Here is a 19,766-nt window from a genome sequence, read left to right as displayed (position 1 = left end):
CCCCGCACTCGCGTGCGGGGGCGGTCCGCTGTCGCGCGGTCAGCCGCCGGAAGCTTCACGCTTCGCCGCCGTCATGATGTCGAGCAGCTTGTCGTAGTCCGGAACGATGTCGTACTCGACGGAACGTCCCATTTCCTCTTCGAGCGAATCCCACTGGATTGCGTCCAGTTCTTCCTTGCTGAAGAGCTTGTAGCAATCGGGATTGCCCATCTGCGCAACCGGATTGTACGTACCTTCCGCGAAGGCGACGGTATGGGCCACATCCGGCGCCTGCACATAGGCGAGGAAGTCTTCCGCCAGCGGCGAGAGCGTGGGATTGTTGACCACCGAGGTGATCTCGATCCAGGCGATGCCGCCCTTTCCGCCTTCCAGCGGTCCGGACTTGGGCGTGACGCCACGGATTTCCGGATGACCGTCGGCGCGGGCCGGCGAAGCGGAATAGGTGCCGCCGGTGAGGTGGAAGTCGATTTCGCCCGCCACCAGCGCCTGGTTCATCGCGGCGATGTCGCCGACCAGCTTTGCGCCCTTGAAGACGCGCTTTGCCGTTTCGGTGAATTTCGCGACCTCGTCATCGCTGTGCGGCTTGAACGGATCGAAGCCCGCGATGCAGCACAGGCAGAAAACGTTCCAGTCGTCCGATTCAAGAATGCCGTACTTGCCAGCATTGCCGGCATCGTTCCACAGGTTCCAGCCCTGGTCTTCGGCCGTGGCGCGGCTCACCTTGTCGGTGTTGACCACGAAGCTGTAGGGCCCGAAGCGCTGCGCCATGCCGATGAGCTGCTGGCCACTGTCGTCCATCGCCCATTTGTAGGGCGGCTTGAACGCCGGCATCATCTTCTCGAAGAAGGGTTCGAACTTGGCGCGGTCGAGCGGCTTGATCAGCTTCTCGGGAAGCATGATCTTGCGGGCCCAGGGATTGTTGACGTTGATCAGATCCCAGATGCTGGTTTCGCCAGCACGCAGGCGGTTGATCATGGTGGGATCGTTTGTGAGGCTTTCGGCCTTCACCGTGGCTCCACGCGAGGAGCGGAACGGATCGAGGACCTGGGCGGAGTTGTAACCCTCCCAGCACAGGATGTTCAGTTCTTTTTCCCGGGCCGCAAGCGCCTGCCCGGTGCCCATCGTGCCGGCGCCTGCGAAGGCGGCGGCCCAGAGAGCGGATTGCTGCATGAAGTTACGACGGGATATTGGAGCATTCGACATGACATTCTCCCTGTCTGCGTGTCTTGTATGTGCCGCAGTGCGCTCATTCAGCACCATTTTTTCGTCAGCGTAAAGAGGAATGCGGTTGCAGCGTATCAGCTTTGCACGATTGCCTGCAGCTCGTCCGACGACATGACGTGACAATAGATCATGTTGATGATCTCGAGTTCCTTGCGGTGAAGCTCATCGGTCGCCGCGGCACAGCAGTCTTCCAGAACGATCACCTGATAGCTCTCGTCGGCCAGGCTTCGTACCGTTGATGAGACGCATTGATCCGTGAAAATGCCCGCGCAGATGACGGTCTTGACGCCCAGGTTGTGCAGGATCAGCCGCAGATTTGTGCCGGTCAGAGCCGAGTCCGTGGTCTTGGTGACGGTGATTTCATCAGCCACTGGCTGAAGTTCCGGCACGATCTGTGACGCCTGCTCGTTCTTGGGCAGGAGCAGATTGTTCCACCCCGGCATCTTCTGCGAGAGCGAGCGGTCACGGCCATCATTCGTGTGGCAGGCAATCCGGGCGAACAGGCATTCGATGCCGTGGCGGCGGGCGAAGTCCAACATTTTGCGCGTGCCCGGAATGACCGACTTCCGCAAGCGCTCGTGGAATGGTGTCCACAGATCAAAGCGCACCTGCTCTTCAGGTGACAGAGAGCTGCGCTCCGGCCGCTCGAGATAGGTGTTCTGGATGTCGATGACGAGGAGCGCCGTCTCCTTCGGGATGATGACCGGATCCTCAGGCTCAGGCGCACCGAGATAATAAAGCGAACGGAAATCCGTCTTCCACGGCATGGCAAACCTCAAAAGCGCTTAGTGAACAATCCGCGCGCCTCGTAGACATCGGCGGCTTCACGGATGAAGTGGGCAATCCGTTCTGCACCATGATGCGTGAGCAGATGGTCTGCCATGGCGAGAAGATCGTCCTTAGATTTCGCCCGCCCGGGGCGGAGCAATTCATAGGCCTGCATCACGACGTCCTGGGGCACCGCAACAAGATCGGCTGCGCGGAGAAAGTTGTCGGCGAGGCGCGGCCGCCCTGCAGCGCGCGCCACTTCGGCCTGTGCGGCAAGCGCCTGCGGCGTGATCCGCAGATCCTCGATCGTCACCTCGCCCTTTAATAAACTGTCGAGGGTGATGTCGCGCAAGCTCTTGCCGCGTGCACCCTTCACCTTGTCAGGATGGTTTTCCGCAATGGGATAGTCCTTGACCGAAAAGGTCATGCCGTAGCCCCTTTCAACTGCACCTCGATCTCCACGGGAGATGCCCCTTCCGACGTCATTTCGGTTTCGATCGCGTAGATCATCGCCACCCGGGCATGATAGCGCGAACCCATGGCCTCGCCCCGGGTGGGCACCACGACAGGTTCCGGCATTTCACCCAGCGCATAGGCCGCGGCATTGGCGGCAAGTCCGCGGTAGTGTTCCAGCTGCGTAATGGGTGCGTTCGAGAAAAGCTCGAGATTGTGATGCGGCAGGCGATCCTTCTGGTGGATCACCGCCGTGCCCTTCGCCTGAAGGCCGATGCCGATGCCGGAGCCTGCAAGCCGCGCAGCCGAAAGGCCGAGGAACGACGTGTCCGCCGTGTGGCGGAACCGCACGATGCGGGGCGTGAGTCCCCGTGCCCGGATGGCGCCGATCATCAACGACAACACGTCCGACAGGCGATGGCCGCCCGTGGTTTGGAAGAGCTTGATGCCGAAGGCGGGCGAAATACCGATCACCACATCCCGGCGGTCAACACTGCCCTGCGCTTCGCCGCGCTCAAGATAGGAAATGGCGCGGGCTTCGTCCTTCTGGTGCTGGGACTCGCTGCGCAGCACTTCCTTCTGGTCGAGCACGTCGCGAATGCCGATCACCTCACGCCGGCGCTCTTCCGAGAGGCGATATCCCGATCCCGGCCCCGCATAATCATTGGGATCGTTGACGGCGGATACGACCCGCCCTGCCCGCACCATGGCCGACGTCTGCAGATAGTCTCCCGACAGGCGGAGCTTGACCACATTCAGCAGGTTCTCAGCTTCATCGCGGAAGCCGCGCGCGGCCAGCGCCTTGATCACATCGATGACGGTGATGCCGCGCGCCTTGATCTGTTCGCTGATCATGGCGACGTCACGCGGCATGTAGCTCTCAGTCTCGTCCGAACCGGAGGCCAGCACCACGCTCGCCTTCATGGCAGGTGTGGCCGTGGCAAGTCCCAACTCCTCGTAAACGGCGGCGAGCGCATCGACGCCGCGCTGGCGCACATCCAGTGCGCGCCCTTCGCCCACCGGCGTGAGGCCGCCATCGGCCTCGAAGTCACGCTGCAGCACTAGGTAGTCTTCCAGTTCCTCGCCATTGAGAAGCGACGGATTGAACGAGTTGTCGTATTTCAGGATGGAGCCGAAGCCCGAACAGATGAGATCGGATCCCGCAATCAGATAGGGCATGATCTTGGCGCCGACACGGATCTCCGATTCCGTCGCCCGCGCATCGTTGCCTGATGCGCATTCGAGATCGAGCCACACGGCCAGCAGGTTCTCTGCCATGAGTTCGCGCATGCCGCCCGGCACTGTCGCCGTGACCGGTGCACCATCGATACCGCCATTCTGCGTACCCTGCACGCCCATGCCACGCTGCAGGCAGAGACAGCGCGCCTCGAGATAGAGAAGTGACTTCGACTCATGAAACCCCATCAGGAGTTCGGAACCGGCCCCCGAGGTGCAGCGCATCTTGATCCCGCGCGACGCATAGGCTGCCGCAAGAAAGGCCTTCGACCAGGGCGTGTCGTCACCGTCGACGAAGGTTTTCTCGGTGCCGTAGACTGATACGGTTTCGGCGTAGGAGGTGAAGCCCGCCATGCCGATCTGCAATTCTTCCGCCTCCTCGCTGGAACACTGGAACAGCGTGCCCCAGCGCCCGACGGAGGCGCCCACCGCACACGCCACGGCATTGGACCAGGCATTGCGCGCCACACGCATGGTGGTTTCAACTTCGTCGAACCCCAGCGCGACCGCCGTTGCCGCATCTGCAGCAAGCTGCAGGGGATCATCCTTGGCATTGGTCACATGCGCCTGGTTGCCGGGCGTCTTTCGCGCCCGCATCTTCGAATAGGCGAAGGCGATCTCCAGCGCATTGAGGCGTGACACCACGTCAGCGAGCTTGGCGGGTGTCATGCCGTGAGCGAGACGCACGAGCTCTTCACGCGGAACGTGCATGTCCACCAGCATGCGGGCGACTTCGGCCGAGTCCAGCGCCATGGCTTCGGGCGCAACCTGCGGGTCGATGTGATAGGCGGCGATGAAGCGGTCGATCATGTCGAAGTCATGCGACATCACCCCGTCGAGGCTGATCACCTTGCCGCCTTGCAGCCCGAGACCCGGCTTCGGATCAGCAGGCGAGGAAAACGCCGCAAAGCCATGGGCCGGATCTTCCGCCGCAAACTTGTCGAGACGAAGAGGCCGGGCGTCCCAGTCCGAGAAGCGCTTCCAGCGGTTCGGGGTATCAACCATGATGCGTGAGCGTATTGCGGATGGAGGGCTCTGGCAACGTCCTTGAATTGTGTTGAGCGAGGCAAGACCGCGTCACTCCATGCGCTTCACTGCACAACACCAGGATGCAGACCGGTGAGATCTGGCCGCCAGACATGACGTTCATTATCCTGTCCAGCCGATGCCCTAGTAGGTGGGCGGAGTGACGGCGCTCAGGATCTCGCTCGGGCCCTTGTCCACGTTGCGGAAGCGGTGCGGCTTGCGGCTGTCGAAGTAGTAACCGTCGCCCGCACGCAGCACGCGCCGGTGATTGCCCACGAACACTTCCACCGCGCCGCTGATCACCACCCCCGCCTCGTGGGCGGCATGGGAGAAGACTTCGCCCGTATCGGCGCCGGGGGCATAGGTTTCCCGGAGCATGAGTAGCTGCCTGTTGGACTGATTCATGCCGATGACCTTGTAGGAAATTGTCTGCGGATTTCCGATTTCCGGAGCCTCCTCGGCCGGATAGAAGGGCGAGACATCCGCCTCGGGTTCGATGCCCGAGAAGAAGGCCGTGAGCGTGCCGCCGAGCGCATCAACGATCGCGGTCAGTGTGTCCACGCTCGGACTGATCATGTCGCGCTCGATGAGCGAGATGGTGGAGTGCGAAACACCCGACCTCACCGCCAGTTCGCGCACCGCGAGGTTGCGGCGGCGGCGAAGTTCCCTGAGCTTTGCTCCCACCCGCGACATGGTCCACTTCTCCCTGCTTTGATCTCTGTCTAGTATTATAGACAAAGCGCGCAATGGCAATTGTCACCTCCGCTTCTTTGCCGGATGTTCCTTCCTCTGTTTGAACGGGATTGCCATGCAGGAACCAGCGGGATTTGAAGGCCAGGTCAGCTTCATCAAGGCGCCGGAGCCGGGAGCGGAAACGAACCTCTCCGCCATCGAGGCCACGGTGCGCGACGTTCTCGCCAACGTGAAGGCGCGGGGAGACGCGGCTCTCCGCGACTACAGCAAGACCTTCGACAACATCGAGGTCGACGCCATCGAGGTCAGCAAGGCGGATCAGGACAAGGCCGTCGCCGCACTCGACCCGCAGACCCGCCGGGACACGGAGTTCGCAATCGCACAGGTGCGGAACTTCGCCGAAGCGCAAAAGCGGACGATGCTGCCGCTCGATATCGAAACCCTCCCCGGGGTCCACCTCGGGCACCGCATCATCCCGATCAGCAAGGTGGGTTCCTACGTGCCGGGCGGCCGCTATCCATTGCTATCAGCGCCGATCATGACGCTGGTCCCGGCAACAGTTGCGGGCTGCAAGGAGATCATCGCCTGCCTGCCACCCACGGCGCATCAGGCCATGATCGCGGGCTGCGTGCTCTCGGGGGCGCAGCGCATCTTCCGCGTCGGCGGTGCCCAGGCCATTGCCGCCATGGCCTTCGGCACGGAATCCGTTCCCGCCGTTCACAAGATCTTTGGCCCCGGCAATGCCTTCGTCAACGAGGCCAAACGCCAGGTCTTCGGCCCCGTCGGCATCGACCAGCTCGCAGGACCGAGCGAAATCTTCGTTGTGGCCGACGAGACCGGAGACGCCGAGATGATCGCCGCCGATCTTCTCGCCCAGGCCGAGCATGACGTGCGGACCCGCGTCGGCCTCATCACCACGAGCGAGAAGCTGGCAAAGGAAACGGCCGCGGTCATCCTCAAGTTCCTCGAGCACCTGCCCACCGCACAGGTGGCCGCGCCCGCATGGCGGGTCTTCGGCCAGATCGCGCTCTGCAAGGACGAGGCCGCGATGATCCGATATTCCGATCACGTGGCGGCGGAACACCTGCAGGTGCACACCCGCGATCCGCATGCGACCGGAGAGAAGCTGAGCAACTATGGTTCGCTCTTCATCGGCACGCGCTCGAGCGTGGTGTATTCCGACAAGTGTTCCGGAACCAATCATACGCTGCCCACCATGGGCGCGGGCCGCTACACGGGCGGTCTCTGGGTCGGGTCCTATCTCAAGGTCGCCACCCATCAGTGGCTTGACGACATGGGTGTGAAGGCCGTGGCACCCCCGGCAATCCGGCAGAGCACAAGCGAAGGCATGGAAGGCCACCGCCGCGCCGCGGCGCTCCGCCTCGACCGGGACAGCGTGATCAGGGCCTACACCGGAGACACGCCAAAGCGATGATGATGTGGACGCACCGCGCATGAAGATTCCCACGGTCGAGGACCTTCGGCGGCTCGCCAGCAGCAGTGGTCTCGCACTGAAGGATGCCGAACTGCGTGACCTCGCCGCGCTCTGTGAAGGGCTTGCGCCCGCCTACGACCGCATCGAGCAGCTTGCCGCGCCCCGGCTCCCCGTGAAATATCCGCGGGAGCGGGGTGAAGCCCCCGACCCTTCCCGAAATCCGCACAATGCCTGGGCCTGGCGATGCGAGATCACCGGTGCGTCCAAAGGACCGCTTTCCGGCATACGCGTGGGCATCAAGGACAATATCTGCGTGGCGGGCATGCCGATGCGGAACGGCAGCGACCTGCTGGCCGGGTTTGAACCGGATGAAGATGCCACCGTGGTGACCCGCATTCTCGATGCCGGCGGGATCATTGCGGGAAAGACCACCTGCGAGGATCTTTGCTTCTCCGGCGGCAGCCACACGAGCAGACCGCAACCCGTGCGCAATCCCCATGACCCTGCCCGGTCTGCCGGCGGCTCATCGAGCGGCAATGCCGCGGCAATCGCTGCCGGCGATCTCACGATGTGCGTGGGTGGCGATCAGGGTGGCTCGGTGAGAACCCCGGCAAGCTGGTGCGGGGTCGTGGGCCTCAAGCCCACGCACGGCCTCGTTCCATACACCGGCGCTTTCCCGATCGAACCGACGCTCGATCACTTGGGACCGATGGGAAAAACAGTGGCAGACGTGGCGTTGCTGCTCTCCGTCATCGCAGGGCCTGACGGGCTTGACCCGCGCCAGCGCCAGAGCGGCATTCCCGTGGACTACCTCGCTGCCCTCAACCTGCCGCTGAAGGGCATGCGGATCGGTGTTGTCCAAGAGGGATTTGGGCGCCCCGAAAGCGATCCCGCAACGGATCACGTGGTTCGCGCGGCGCTTAAGTTCATGGAACGGGCGGGGGCCGAGGTCGCGGAGGTTTCAATTCCCTGGCACCGGGACGGCTACGACATTGCAGCCGCAGTCGTGCTCGAAGGGTCCGCCCGTTTCCTGTTCGGACAGAATTTGGTCGGCTTCGGCCAGAATGGTCACCATCCAGAGGCGATGGCCGCAGCCTGGGCAAGTGCATGGCGGGCAGAGCCCGACAAGCTGCCCGACATCGGAAAATTCGCCTTGCTGTTTGAGGCCTTCCTCTCGGCGCACAGACCCGGAACCTATTACGGGAAGGCGCAGAATCTGAGACGGCCCCTGCGGGCGGCCTATGACGAGGCCCTCAGCCGTTTCGATGTGCTGGCCATGCCGACCACGCCATTTCCGGCCACGCTGCTTCCCCTGGAGAATGCCGGGTTCGCCGAACGGGTGAGCCGCGGTCTCGACATGGAGGGCAACACGGCCCCCTTTGATGCCAGCGGCCATCCGGCCATTTCCGTGCCTTGCGGCCTTGTCGGCGGCCTGCCCGTCGGCCTGATGCTCGTCGCACGGCACCATGACGAACAAAACCTATTGCGCGCTGCCGCCGGTTTCGAAATGCTTGGCGACTGGAAGTCCAATTCCGTGGCGCGAACTTGAATTGGACAACATAGGGAGAAAGCACATGAGCCATTACACACGTCCCCTGACCGGCATCACGCGCCGCAGGTTCCTCCACACCGCCACTTCGCTCGCCGCACTTGGCGTCGTGGCCCCCTGGCACAAGGCCCACGCCGAGGGCGTGGAGCCGCAACTGAGCATGATGGGGTGGGCCGACTACATCGGTCCCGACGACATCAAGGACTGGGAAACCCAGAACAGCAGCAAGCTCGTCTACGACAGCTATGCCAGCAACGATGAAATGTATTCCAAGCTGCAGCTTGCCCAGGGCAACAGCGGCTATGACCTCGGCATGAACACCGACTTCATGATCAAGCTGCTCATCGACAAGCAGCTTATCCAGAAGCTGGACAAATCCCTGATCCCCAACATCGGCAACATCCGCCCCGAGTTTGCCCACCCCGGTTTCGACCCGGAGAACGCCTATACCATTCCGAAGAGCACCGGCTCGCAGGGCTTCATCTACGACAAGAGCGTCATCACCCGTCCGATGAAGACGTGGGGCGACTTCCTTGAAGCGGTGCAGAACGAGGGTAGCGGCCGCACCTCGCTGCTCGATGATGCACTCTCGATCGCTCCCATCTTCTGGTCGAAAGGCCTGTCCTGGAACACCACGGACGAGGCGGCCCTGAAGGATGCGGAGGCCATGGTGGAAACGCTTGCTAAGCACATCAAGACCTTCAACTCCTATCCGGTGCAGGATGTGGCCTCCGGTTCCGTCATTCTGGCCCAGTGCTGGAACGGCAATGCCCGTCAGGCCATCGACTCTTCGAAGAACGAGAACCTCGTCTTCGTCTATCCGGAGCCCAAGTCGGAGCTCTGGCTCGACAGCTACCATATTCCTGCGGGCGCCAAGAGCCTGAAGGCGGCCCATTCCTGGATCAACTATGTACTCGATCCTGCCGTTGCGGCGAAGGAGACGACGTACACGGGCTTCCTCTCGCCCGTTGCGGGGATCGAGGCCCATCTCGATCCCAAGGTGGCAGCGGATCCGCTGATCTTCCCGCCGGCCGACGCGATCAAGCGCGGTGAAAGGACCGAGCGCAACGAAACCTACGACCGCCGCGTTGCCATCCTGACGAAGTTCAAGGCGGCAGCGGCACAGTAACGCTGCACGGCATGGCCAACCGCACCGGGCCGCGAGGTCCGGTGCGCTCCTCTTTCTGATATGGGACAGACATGGCGGCTGACGTTGAAGTGGAGCGGGTGAGCAAGATCTACGGCGGGTTCAAGGCCGTCGATGATGTGACGCTGCGCATTGCAAAGGGATCCTTCGTTTCCCTGCTGGGCTCATCCGGGGCGGGCAAGTCCACCATTCTCCGCATGATTAGCGGTTTCGAATTCCCTGACTACGGAACGGTGAGGATCGGCGGGAAGGACGTCACCATGCTGCCGCCCTATTCCCGCGACGTGAACACTGTCTTCCAGAACTACGCCCTCTTTCCGCACATGAGCGTGGCGGAGAACGTGGCCTATGGCCTCAGGCAGGATGGCGTACCCGGCGACGAGCGGCGCAAGCGCGTGCGCGAGGCGCTCGAGATGGTGGAGATGCTGGCTTTTGCCGAGCGCCGCCCCAACCAGCTTTCGGGCGGACAGCAGCAGCGGGTCGCGCTCGCCCGGTCGTTGGTCAAGCGCCCGTCGGTGCTCCTGCTCGACGAGCCTCTCGGCGCCCTTGACCGCAAGCTGCGCCAACAGATGCAGGTTGAACTCAAACTCCTGCAGCGCCAGCTTGGCCTCACCTTCGTGTTCGTCACCCACGACCAGGAGGAAGCGCTTGCCATGTCAGACCAGATCGCCGTCATGCGCCACGGCAAGATCGAACAACTGGGCGGACCCACGGAACTGTACGATGCTCCGGCCACCGCTTTCGTCGCAGGCTTCATCGGCACGCAGAACTTCATTCCCGGGCAGCGCCGCGAGGCGACACAGGCCATGACGAGTGATGCGGGAACGACGTTCATGGCCGCGCGGATCGCGGGCGAACCCGCACGCAATGCCCGTGTCCTCGGCGCCGTCCGGCCCGAGAACATCCTGCTGTCGGATCGTGAGCCGGTGGCGTCTCCCAACCGTCTCAAGGCACGTGTCGATGCCAGCGTCATGCTCGGCGATACGCTGGAGTTCGTACTCTCGCTGCCGGGTGGCACCCATTTCATGGCCCGCGTGCCGCGCCGCGGAGCCCGGCAATTTGCCCCGGACACCGAAGTCTGGGCCCATTGGGAGCCGGAATTCTTCACGCTCTATCCTTACGAGGACCTGCAAGGCAACCGCACTGGAGCGGGGCCTGCATGAGCGCAATGGCGCCACCTCTTCGCATGCGCCGCCAGGTGCTGCCCAACTGGATGATGGCGTGGCCGGCTCTCGCCTGGTGGACAGTCTTCTTCGTCATCCCGCTGGCCTGGATCGTGGTCTACAGCTTCGGGGCGAAGCCCGCGGCCGACGCCACCGGCGCTGTCGATCTCTCGCAATTGTCGCTCGCCAACTATGGCGCGGCTCTCGATGAAATCTTCTTCCGCGTCTTCCGCATCACCATGCGGACGGCCGGACTGGGAACCATCCTCTGCGCCTTGCTCGGCTTCCCTGTCGCCTATGCGCTGGCCTTCCATGTGCCGCAGCGCTGGCGGTCGCTTCTCGTCTTCCTGCTCATTCTTCCCTACTGGACCAGTTTCCTGCTCCGCACCTTTGCCTGGCGCATCATCCTGGCGCCGGACGGCACGCTGGCGCACATCCTCAAATTCACCGGTCTGAACAATGGCCCCCTGCTCGTGCTCGATACGAATGCGGCAGTCCAGCTCGGCATCATCTACAACTACATGCCTGTCATGATCCTGCCGATTTATGTCGCGCTGGAAAAGATCGACGGCTCGCTCGTGAAAGCGAGCATGGATTTGGGCGCCGGCCCCATACGCACCTTCTGCTTCGTCACGCTTCCATTGGCAGCACCGGGCCTGTTCGGGGGAATGCTGCTGACCTTCATTCTTGCAGCCGGCGACTATGTGGTGCCCACGATCCTGGGCGGCACCAAGGGTCTCATGGTCGGCAATCTGGTGGCAACGCAGATTCTCGCCTCGCAGAACCTGCCGCTGGGCGCGGCCATGGCGGTCATGCTGATTGCGCTGCTCACACTCGTCGTCGCCGTGGTGGGCGGGAGCCTGTGGCTGCTGCGCGCCATTGTGCGCAAAATCGCGGGGCCTGCCCTATGACCAACCCCGTTCCCGCCAACCGCCAGCCACGCGACTTTGCACGCACCGCCCTTCTGGTGTGGACGGCGCTGATGTTCCTCTTTCTGTTCCTGCCGATCTTCGTGATCGTGATCTACAGCTTCAATGGCGGCCGCAATCTCTACGTGTGGACCGAGTGGTCGGCCCACTGGTATGCGGAAGCGCTCGGGAACAGCCGCGCCATCGGCGCGCTGTGGGTCTCGTTGCAGACAGCGCTCGCCAATGCGGTGATTGCCGTGCTGCTGGGGGTTTTCGCAGGCATCGCGCTTGCCCGCCGGAAGGGCGCGTGGACGGGGCCCTATCTCGCACTCATCTTCGTCATACTCTGCATTCCGGAACTCGTCTCGGCCATTGGCCAGATGATCTGGCTGGACCGCATCGGTCTCTTCAATGGCCTTGCCCGCCTGTCCATCGGCCATTCCCTGTTCAACACCGCTGTCGTAGCACTGGTCGTCAAGGCGCGCGCCGAAGGCATGGGCGAAACGCTGGAACAGGCGGCGGCAGACCTCGGGGCAAGGCCCTGGCGCAGCTTCCTCGACATCACCTTGCCGATCATGTTCCCGGCGGTTTTCGCCGGTCTGCTGCTGTCCTTCACCTTTTCATTCGATGACGTGATCATTTCGCTCTTCGTGCAGAGGCCGGGAACGTCGACGTTCCCGATCTACATTCTGTCCTCCATGAAGGCAGGTCTCAAAGGCGATGTCGCAGCGCTGGCGGTCATGACCCTGATCCTCAGCTTCGTCGGGATCGGCCTTGCCGCTCTTCTCCTGTCCCGGGGTGGAAAGGGGAAATCCCTGGGCGGGCTCATGGGCTGACCTGACGCCGGTCGGCCAACCCCACGCCTTATGACAACGCGAGCTGCTGGGTAACCCTCACGCAGCGCGGCGGGTGTTGAACTGGCCGATCAGCTTGTTCAGGTCGCTCGACTGGGTGGCAAGATTGATCGTGGCGGCGGTCGCCTGCTCCACCATGGCGGCGTTCTGCTGGGTGGTCTGATCCATCTGCACCACGGCCACATTGATCTCCTTCAGACCCATGGCCTGATCGTTCGCCCGCTCGGCGATCGAGGCGATGAGGTCATTGATCTCCGCTACGCGTGACAGCACTCCGCCGATCGAGGCGTCGGCGGTGCCCACCAGTTCCACGCCCTCGCTGATCTGCTGGGTGGAGTTGGCGATCAGCACACCGATTTCCTTCGCCGCATCGGCAGAGCGATAGGCAAGCGCGCGGACCTCGGAGGCCACCACGGCAAAGCCCTTGCCCATGTCGCCGGCCCGCGCCGCCTCCACACCGGCGTTGAGGGCCAGCAGGTTGGTCTGGAAGGCGATCTCGTCGATCACGCTGGTGATCTGGCGGATCTGTTTCGACGAGGCTTCAATGGCGCTCATCTTCTCCATGGCGCTCTTCATGACCTCACCCACGCGGGTGGCCTCTGCCGTGGCCTGGGCAACGCTGTCGCGCGCCTGCTGCGCGCCGCTCGCCGTCTCGTTCACCTTGTTGGTGATCTCGGCCACCGCCGCTGCCGTTTCCTCAAGTCCCGCGGCCTGGGACTCGGTGCGCCGCGCCAGATCGTTCGAGGCGATGGAGATTTCGCGGGTGTTGCTGTCAATGTCGGTTGAACTCATCGAGACATGTTGGAGAACCGCTTCCAGCGCCGCAGCGCTCTCGTTGAAGTTCCGGCGCAGGTCCTCATAGGCCTCGGGAAGATTGTCACTCAGCCGATAGGTCAGGTCCTTGCTGGCAAGCTTGTGCAGGGCGTGGCCGATCGAGTTGCTGACAAGCTTGCGCTCGCCATCAATCGCGTCCTGCTCGGCCGTGCGCAGGACGACGAGCGTGCGGGCCATCTCGCCGATCTCGTCCTTGCGCTCGGTACCCGGAATGTGATCGATGCGCTCCTTGTTGGCGAGGCGGATCATCACCTGCACGATCCGCCCGATGGGACCGCTGATGCCGCTGTTGGCGATCACAGTGGCCAGTCCGGTAATGGCGGCCAGCGAGGCGATCACGAGAATGAAGCTGTGGAGAATGGTGCTGTCGGTTTCCGCCTGTTCGGCCTTGACGCGGGCCTCCATGTCGGCGCGGAACTTGGCGGAAATCTTTTCAAGTTCGGTCGCGATGCTTTCAAGCTTGCCACGCATCTCAACGGCCAGCCGTGTGGTCTCGCTGTCCTGTCCGGTCGCAACCGCCCCCTTCAGGTCAGCGAGGCGCTCCTTGGTTTTCCTGAAGCTCTCTTCCATCGCGCTGAAACGGTCGGCGAGGCTCTCCTCGTGACTCTTCGCATCCTCGAGCTTCTCAAGAAACTTCTCGGATTGAGTGATCAGCTCGTTCGAGAGCTCGGTCAGTTCCTTCGGGTCGCTGGCCGCCGCCAACCCCAGAAGTGCGCCCGAGAAGCGCGCGATCTGGATTTCGGCTTCGAGGTTGTCTTCGACGGCAAGCGCCTCGTTGTCGATCATGTCCATGTAGCCGGCATCGATGTCGGCCATGGCCCAGGACGTGTAGCCCAGCGTGCCCAGCGTCACGACGCCCAGCATGCCGATGCACAGGAGGATCTTGCTCAAAACCGAAAGGTCGGAAAGCTTCATCACTTTCACTCCACAGGGTTCCAGAGATGCCATGCAAGTTGCTGCCGCACAGCGATTGCGCGAAAAAATTGCAGTAAAACCCTGTGCCGACCTTGCAGGCACAGTCGCTAAAAATCGCGCGAAATCAGAGAATGTCTTCAACCTTGTTTGAGGATTGAAGATCGCACAACAACTTGGGGGTGCAGGCTTATGACAGAATGTCAGCGCCGACCGGACAGCAGCTTCTCACCGATGCCGACAAGAGAATTCGCCACGCTTTCGAGGTCTTCAGCGCGCGATTGCTCGACCTCGGCCCGCCACTTGGAAATCCGCTGTTCGAGCGCCGCCATCGACGTGGTCTCAGCCTTGTGCAGCAGTTCGTGGGTTTCCTTCCGCATCACGTGCACGTCCTTCACAAGGGCGTTGATGGCGCGTTCCGCTTCGGCGTCGGCGCGGCGGAGCGTGTCCTGCACGGTCTTCGACAGGGCATAGACCTTGGATTCGAACTCTTCCTGGAGCATGCGCGCTGCTTCGCTGAACTGGCTCTGCACCGCGTGCTTCTCGTGCTCGGCAAGCTGCAACACGCGCTCGATGCGCTGGCCGAGGGCTTCATAGTCCTCGCGCAGCACCTTGGCCTCTTCGGACAGGTCCTGCAGCCCTGACTCGAGGGACTGCATGCGGCCGCGGTTGGCGCTGTCATGCTGCTCCAGAATGTCGAGTAGCTGGGTGAAGCGCTCTTCCGCCTCGCGCTGGGCAGGCCCCACAAGAAGTTCGCGAAGCTGCATCAGCGCCTGTTCGCCGAGCCTCGGATTGATGCTCTGGTTCCGCATCTCGTCACGCAGGCGTTGGCCGTTCTGGCGGGCGGCGGCCAGCTTGCTCTCCGTGCGCTCGAGGGGCGACGTGGATGTGGACGGGCGGAGACCGGTTTCAAGCCGTGTCTTCCGGAATCCGAAGAGCTCATCACTCGCGCCCATTCCCGCCCCTCCAGAGCAATCAATAATTCGCAAACGCACCCGGTAAATACTTGTAACTCTCGCTATCTATTTGAGTTGCTCTAAGATTTTATTAAGAGGAAGTTCATCCCGCCTGCGGATGCGCACGCCCAAGACCGTCGGCGGGCAAACCCCGCCAACTTTCCATCTCATTGATACGGAAGGCTTTCCGTTACTGGGCCGGCAAGGCCGCTTCGACGATCCGCGCCCAGAAGGCGACGCCGGGCACAAGGGCCGCGTCGTTGAAGTCGTAGCCCGGGTCATGCAGGCTCTTGATGTCGCCGCTGCCGAAACCGAAGTAGCAGCCCGGCACCTGCTGCAGGAAATAGGCGAAGTCCTCGGAAAACATGATCGGCCCCGGCAGGTCCACGACACGCGGGTCCTGGCCCATGTTCACGGCAATATCGCGGACGAGGCTTGCAACCTGCGGATTGTTCACGCCCACGGGATAACGGTAGCCCTCGCCGTACACGACCTCCGCCCGGCACCCGAAGGACGCCGCCTGCTGCTGCAAGATTTCGGGGATACGCTTCTCCATGAGGGCTCGCGAGGCCTCGCTGGTCGTCCGCACACCGATCTTGAGAGACACTTCCTCGGGAATGGCCGTGGCCATGACGCCACCGTTGATGGCGCCAACCGTGACGACCGTCGGTTCGAGGGGGTCGGCATTCCGCGCCACCGCCGTTTGCAGCGCCATCACGGCGGAGGACGCCGCAACAACGGGATCAACCGCCTGATGCGGCAAAGCACCGTGCCCCGCCACGCCGATGATCCTTGCACTGACGATATCGACGGCAGCCGTGATGGCCCCCGGCCTCACCAGCACCTGCCCCACGGGATAGCCCGGCATGTTGTGCAGGCCGAATACCGCATCCACGGGGAATCGGTCGAAGATCCCCTCCTCCACCATGCGGAGCGCGCCGCTGATGTCCTCTTCCGCCGGCTGGAAGATCAGGTGGACGGTACCGTCGAAATTGCGGTTGGCCGAAAGGTAGAAGGCCAGCCCCAGCAGCATGGTGGTGTGGCCGTCGTGGCCGCAGGCATGCATCACGCCGGGGCGGCAGGAAGCGTAAGGAACGCCCGTCGTCTCGTTGATCGGCAGCGCGTCCATGTCGGCGCGGATGGCGATGGCGCGCTCGTCCGAACCGTTGCGGAGCGTTCCGATCACTCCCGTGACGGCGATGCCGGTGGTCACCTCGAAGCCCAGTTCCTGAAGGATCTGCGCCACGATGGCCGAGGTGCGGTGCTCCTCGAACTGGAGTTCGGGGTTGGCGTGGAGGTCACGCCGGATATCGATCAGTTGAGGTTCGAATTCGGCAACGATCTGCTCGATCATCGGCGCACCGGAATTCGCTTTTCAACCGCGGCGAAGATGCGGGTGATGATGAAGGTGAGGATCATGTAAACAGCCATCACCAGAAGTAACGGCGGATAGATGATATAGGTTTCCTGGCGCACCCGGTCAGCAGCGCCGAAAAGATCGACCACGGTCACAAGGGCGGCAAGTGGTGTGGACTTGAGCGTGAGGATGGTCTCGCCACCCAGTGTCGGCAGCACGTTGCGGATCGCCCGTGGCAGCCAAACGCGCCGCAGCACCAGCCAGGGTGACATGCCAAAGGAGCGCGCAGCCTCCAACTCACCCTTCGGAACCGAGAGGAAGGCGCCGCGCATGATTTCGCCGGCGTAGCCCGCCTCGTTCAGGGCAAAAGCCAGCACGGCATAGAAGTAACCCTCGCGCAGGATGGGCCAGAGGAAGCTCTGGCGAAGTTCAGGCACGGTCGCGAGGATGCTGCCGATGCCGTAATAGAACAGGTAAAGCTGGATGAGCAGCGGCGTTCCGCGCATCACCGTGCAATAGCCGCGCGCGATGGCCGCGAGCCATTTGGGGCCCGTCACCTGTACGAGGCCGATGGGGATCGCCAACAGAAGCCCCAGTACCATGGAGGTGATGAGCAACTGGATGGTGATGCTGACGCCCTGGATCAGCATCGGAAGGTATTTGGGAAGCCAGCTCCAATCCATCTTTGCCTCACGCCAGCTTCGGTTGACCGCGGCGGACGTAGGCCTCGAGCTTCTGCAGGAAGTAGTTCGAAACCAGTGTCATCGCGAGATAGATGCAGCCCGAGACGAAGTAGAACAGGAAATACCGCTTGGTGAAGCCGGCGGCATTCTTGGTCATCTGGGCGAGTTCGGCTGAAGCCCCGGTCACGGTGATCAGGGCGGTGTCCTTGATGACGATGAGCCAGAGATTGGCTAGGCCCGGAATCGCGTTGGGCAGCATGGCGGGCAGGATCACCCGGAAGAACACCTGCGAGCCCGACATGCCGAAGGCCCGCGCCGCCTCCACCTGCCCGTTGGGCACGGCCTGGATGGCGCCGCGGATCACCTCGGTGGAATAGGCGCCCTGCACGAAGCCCAGCACGAGGATGGCGGCCAGGGTACCGTTGATGTCCACGGGGCCATAACCGATCGCCTCACCGAGCGCGCTGATGCCCTTGGTGCCGGCGAAGAAAAGAAGAAGAATGAGGACCAGTTCCGGCACTGCGCGGATGACGGTCGTGTAGATGTTCGCGATGAAGCGCGAGAACGGCCCGCCATAGAGCTTGGCCGCAGCACCAAACTGCCCCAGCACCAGACCGATGATGAAGGACGAGGCTGCGATGATGAGCGTCGAGAGGGCACCTCTTGCCAACTCGTCGCCAAAGCCGTTGCGGCCGAATTCAAGAACCGTTGGAAACATCGCCTGCCCGGAGAAGAAAAAGGCCGCCTCTTTTCAGGGAGGCGGCCGTCGGATGCGTATCAGCCCTTGGGCGGCAGCGTGAGCAGCCCGTCAAGCTTGTACTTCTTGGTCATCTCCTCGAACACGCCCTTGTTGGCGAGCGACTTGATGGCCGCGTTGATCTTGTCGCGGAGAGCGGTGTCTTCCTTGCGCAAGCCCACGCCCACGCCAGGGCCCAGCACTTCCACGTCAACCGGAACAGCACCGTAGACTTCGCAGCATGCGCCATCGGCGCTGGCGAGGAAGGAGCCCAGCGTCACACCATCGGCCTGCACGAGGTCGAGGCGGCCGGCGGCGAGGTCGGCGTTGGCTTCATCCTGACCCTTGTAGGTCTTGGAGATCGCACCGGCCGGAACGAAATACTTTTCCACGTAGTTGGCGTGGGTGGTCGAGGCCTGCGCGCCGATCGTCTTGCCCTTCAGGGCTTCCGGCGAGATGTTGTGATCGCCGCCCTTCGGTCCGATGATCACCGAGGCCGAGTTGTAGTACATGTCGGAGAAGTTGATCTGCTTCTGGCGCTCCGGCGTGATCGACATGGAGCCGAAGATGCCGTCCATCTTCTTTTCGAGGAGAGCCGGAATGATGCCGTCCCAGGCGATCGGGATCAGCGTGCACTTCTCGTTCATCTCGGCGCAGAGCGCCTGCAGGATGTCATACTCCCAGCCTTCCCACTCACCAGCCGCGTTCTGCGAGGTGAAGGGCGGATAGGGCGCAGCGTCGGTGGCGAACACGAGGTCGGCCTTGGCGCTTGTGGCACCGGCTGCACCCAGCATCAGTGCCGCGGTGGCGGCCAGCAAAAGGTTCTTGATCTTCATTCTTGTACTCCCTGTTTCAACTGTGCCGGAGGCCGGCACTTCTTGCTCCGTTTGCGGAAAACCTCAGTGGATTCCCGAGACGAATTGCTTGCAGCGTTCGCTCTTGGGCGAACTGAAAACTTGCTTCGGCGGACCCTCCTCCTCGATCACGCCCTTGTGCAGGTAGATGACGTGGGAGGAAACATCGCGGGCGAACTTCATTTCGTGGGTGACGAGGATCATGGTGCGGCCTTCATCGGCAAGGCCGCGGATCACCTTCAGCACTTCACCCACGAGTTCCGGATCGAGCGCCGAGGTGGGTTCGTCGAAGAGCATGACCTTGGGCTCCATGGCGAGCGCCCGGGCGATGGCAGCGCGCTGCTGCTGGCCGCCGGACAGGAAGGCCGGATACTGGTCACGCTTCTCATAGAGGCCGACCTTCTGCAGCAGGGCCTCGGCCCGCTCCTTGGCCTCCGCCTTCGGCACCTTCAGCACATGCACGGGCGCTTCCATCACGTTCTGCAGCACGGTCATGTGCTGCCACAGATTGAAGCTCTGGAACACCATGCCGAGGCGGGTGCGCACCCGTTCCAGCTGGCGTTTGTCGGAAGGGTGGAGGTCGCCGTCCTTGCCGGGCTTCAGCGCCACCTCTTCGCCGGTCACGACAATGCGGCCGCGGGTCGGCATTTCAAGGAAGTTGATGCAGCGCAGGAAGGTGCTCTTGCCGGACCCGGATGCCCCGATCATTGAGACCACATCACCCTGCCGGGCATGGAGTGAGACGCCTTTCAGGACCTCGAGCGGGCCGAATGACTTGTGCAGGTCGTCAACGACGACAGCCATATTTCCAGTGCTGCTTTGCGCTGCGGATGAGTCCACTCGTTTCGCCCCGTACACGTGTCCGTGCGGGCTCTTCCGGCCCGCTTTGTCCGTTGACCTTAGGGGTTCTTTACCTCCCGGTCAAACTCAGGTTATCGTGCCTGCGCTGCCCATTGAACACGCAGGGCCTGGGCCAAT

At 62.6% G+C, this 19,766-nt stretch carries 18 protein-coding genes; 6 read left to right on the top strand and 12 right to left on the bottom strand.

Features of this window, described 5'->3' with window-relative positions; all coding sequences use genetic code 11:
• Positions 1-39: 39 nt before the first annotated feature.
• The 5 genes from QM801_RS07325 to QM801_RS07305 form a co-directional block, all read right to left on the bottom strand.
• Complete coding sequence (locus tag QM801_RS07325; RefSeq protein ID WP_415018551.1) at positions 40-1,203, bottom strand: ABC transporter substrate-binding protein; 1,164 nt, start codon at positions 1,201-1,203, stop codon at positions 40-42.
• Between the two features lie 95 nt (positions 1,204-1,298).
• Positions 1,299-1,991, bottom strand: a complete 693-nt coding sequence (locus QM801_RS07320) for a cysteine hydrolase family protein (RefSeq protein WP_415018550.1) — start codon at positions 1,989-1,991, stop codon at positions 1,299-1,301.
• A gap of 8 nt (positions 1,992-1,999) precedes the next feature.
• Positions 2,000-2,419, bottom strand: coding sequence for a diol dehydratase small subunit (locus QM801_RS07315; protein WP_415018549.1), 420 nt, complete (start codon positions 2,417-2,419; stop codon positions 2,000-2,002).
• The gene (locus tag QM801_RS07310; protein ID WP_415018548.1) at positions 2,416-4,686 is read right to left on the bottom strand and encodes a propanediol/glycerol family dehydratase large subunit; all 2,271 of its coding nucleotides are present in this window, start codon (positions 4,684-4,686) and stop codon (positions 2,416-2,418) included. Before QM801_RS07310 ends, QM801_RS07315 begins: the two co-directional genes overlap by 4 nt.
• 165 nt (positions 4,687-4,851) lie before the next feature.
• Positions 4,852-5,400: a cupin domain-containing protein gene (locus QM801_RS07305; RefSeq protein WP_415018547.1), complete on the bottom strand. Its 549-nt coding sequence runs from the start codon at positions 5,398-5,400 to the stop codon at positions 4,852-4,854.
• Between the two features lie 115 nt (positions 5,401-5,515).
• On the opposite strand from QM801_RS07305, the gene hisD reads away from it, so the two are divergent.
• From hisD to QM801_RS07275, 6 genes are all read left to right on the top strand, one after another.
• A complete protein-coding gene (gene hisD, locus QM801_RS07300) occupies positions 5,516-6,835 on the top strand; it encodes a histidinol dehydrogenase (RefSeq protein ID WP_415018546.1) in 1,320 nt (439 codons plus the stop codon).
• A gap of 19 nt (positions 6,836-6,854) precedes the next feature.
• Entirely contained in the window at positions 6,855-8,384 is a 1,530-nt protein-coding gene (locus QM801_RS07295) for an amidase (protein WP_415018545.1), read from the top strand.
• 25 nt (positions 8,385-8,409) lie between these two features.
• Complete coding sequence (locus QM801_RS07290) at positions 8,410-9,513, top strand: ABC transporter substrate-binding protein (RefSeq protein WP_415018544.1); 1,104 nt, start codon at positions 8,410-8,412, stop codon at positions 9,511-9,513.
• 71 nt (positions 9,514-9,584) lie between these two features.
• Positions 9,585-10,694 carry an ABC transporter ATP-binding protein gene (locus QM801_RS07285; RefSeq protein ID WP_415018543.1) on the top strand — a complete coding sequence of 370 codons (1,110 nt, stop codon included), beginning with the start codon at positions 9,585-9,587 and terminating at the stop codon, positions 10,692-10,694.
• Positions 10,695-10,699: 5 nt separating this feature from the next.
• On the top strand, positions 10,700-11,605 hold the full coding sequence (locus QM801_RS07280) for an ABC transporter permease (RefSeq protein WP_415018542.1): 906 nt from the start codon (positions 10,700-10,702) through the stop codon (positions 11,603-11,605).
• Positions 11,602-12,438, top strand: a complete 837-nt coding sequence (locus QM801_RS07275) for an ABC transporter permease (RefSeq protein WP_415018541.1) — start codon at positions 11,602-11,604, stop codon at positions 12,436-12,438. The genes QM801_RS07280 and QM801_RS07275 overlap by 4 nt, the downstream gene beginning before the upstream one ends.
• Before the next feature lie 57 nt (positions 12,439-12,495).
• On the opposite strand, the gene QM801_RS07270 is transcribed toward QM801_RS07275, so the two are convergent.
• From QM801_RS07270 to QM801_RS07240, 7 genes are all read right to left on the bottom strand, one after another.
• Complete coding sequence (locus QM801_RS07270; protein WP_415018540.1) at positions 12,496-14,205, bottom strand: methyl-accepting chemotaxis protein; 1,710 nt, start codon at positions 14,203-14,205, stop codon at positions 12,496-12,498.
• Positions 14,206-14,405: 200 nt separating this feature from the next.
• Positions 14,406-15,158, bottom strand: coding sequence for a hypothetical protein (locus QM801_RS07265; RefSeq protein WP_415018539.1), 753 nt, complete (start codon positions 15,156-15,158; stop codon positions 14,406-14,408).
• A gap of 190 nt (positions 15,159-15,348) precedes the next feature.
• Positions 15,349-16,512: a M20 aminoacylase family protein gene (locus tag QM801_RS07260; protein ID WP_415018538.1), complete on the bottom strand. Its 1,164-nt coding sequence runs from the start codon at positions 16,510-16,512 to the stop codon at positions 15,349-15,351.
• A complete protein-coding gene (locus QM801_RS07255) occupies positions 16,509-17,198 on the bottom strand; it encodes an ABC transporter permease (RefSeq protein WP_415018537.1) in 690 nt (229 codons plus the stop codon). Before QM801_RS07255 ends, QM801_RS07260 begins: the two co-directional genes overlap by 4 nt.
• Positions 17,199-17,205: 7 nt before the next feature.
• Positions 17,206-17,916, bottom strand: a complete 711-nt coding sequence (locus QM801_RS07250) for an ABC transporter permease (protein ID WP_415018536.1) — start codon at positions 17,914-17,916, stop codon at positions 17,206-17,208.
• Positions 17,917-17,975: 59 nt separating this feature from the next.
• Positions 17,976-18,770 (bottom strand): transporter substrate-binding domain-containing protein, encoded by a 795-nt coding sequence (locus QM801_RS07245; protein ID WP_415018535.1) that lies wholly within the window; start codon positions 18,768-18,770, stop codon positions 17,976-17,978.
• Positions 18,771-18,833: 63 nt separating this feature from the next.
• Entirely contained in the window at positions 18,834-19,592 is a 759-nt protein-coding gene (locus tag QM801_RS07240) for an ABC transporter ATP-binding protein (protein WP_415018534.1), read from the bottom strand.
• Positions 19,593-19,766 lie beyond the last annotated feature (174 nt).

It is taken from the genome of Aestuariivirga sp. (assembly GCF_047600585.1).
Classification (GTDB): domain Bacteria; phylum Pseudomonadota; class Alphaproteobacteria; order Rhizobiales; family Aestuariivirgaceae; genus Aestuariivirga.
This window is presented reverse-complemented; position numbering and strand designations above follow the sequence as displayed.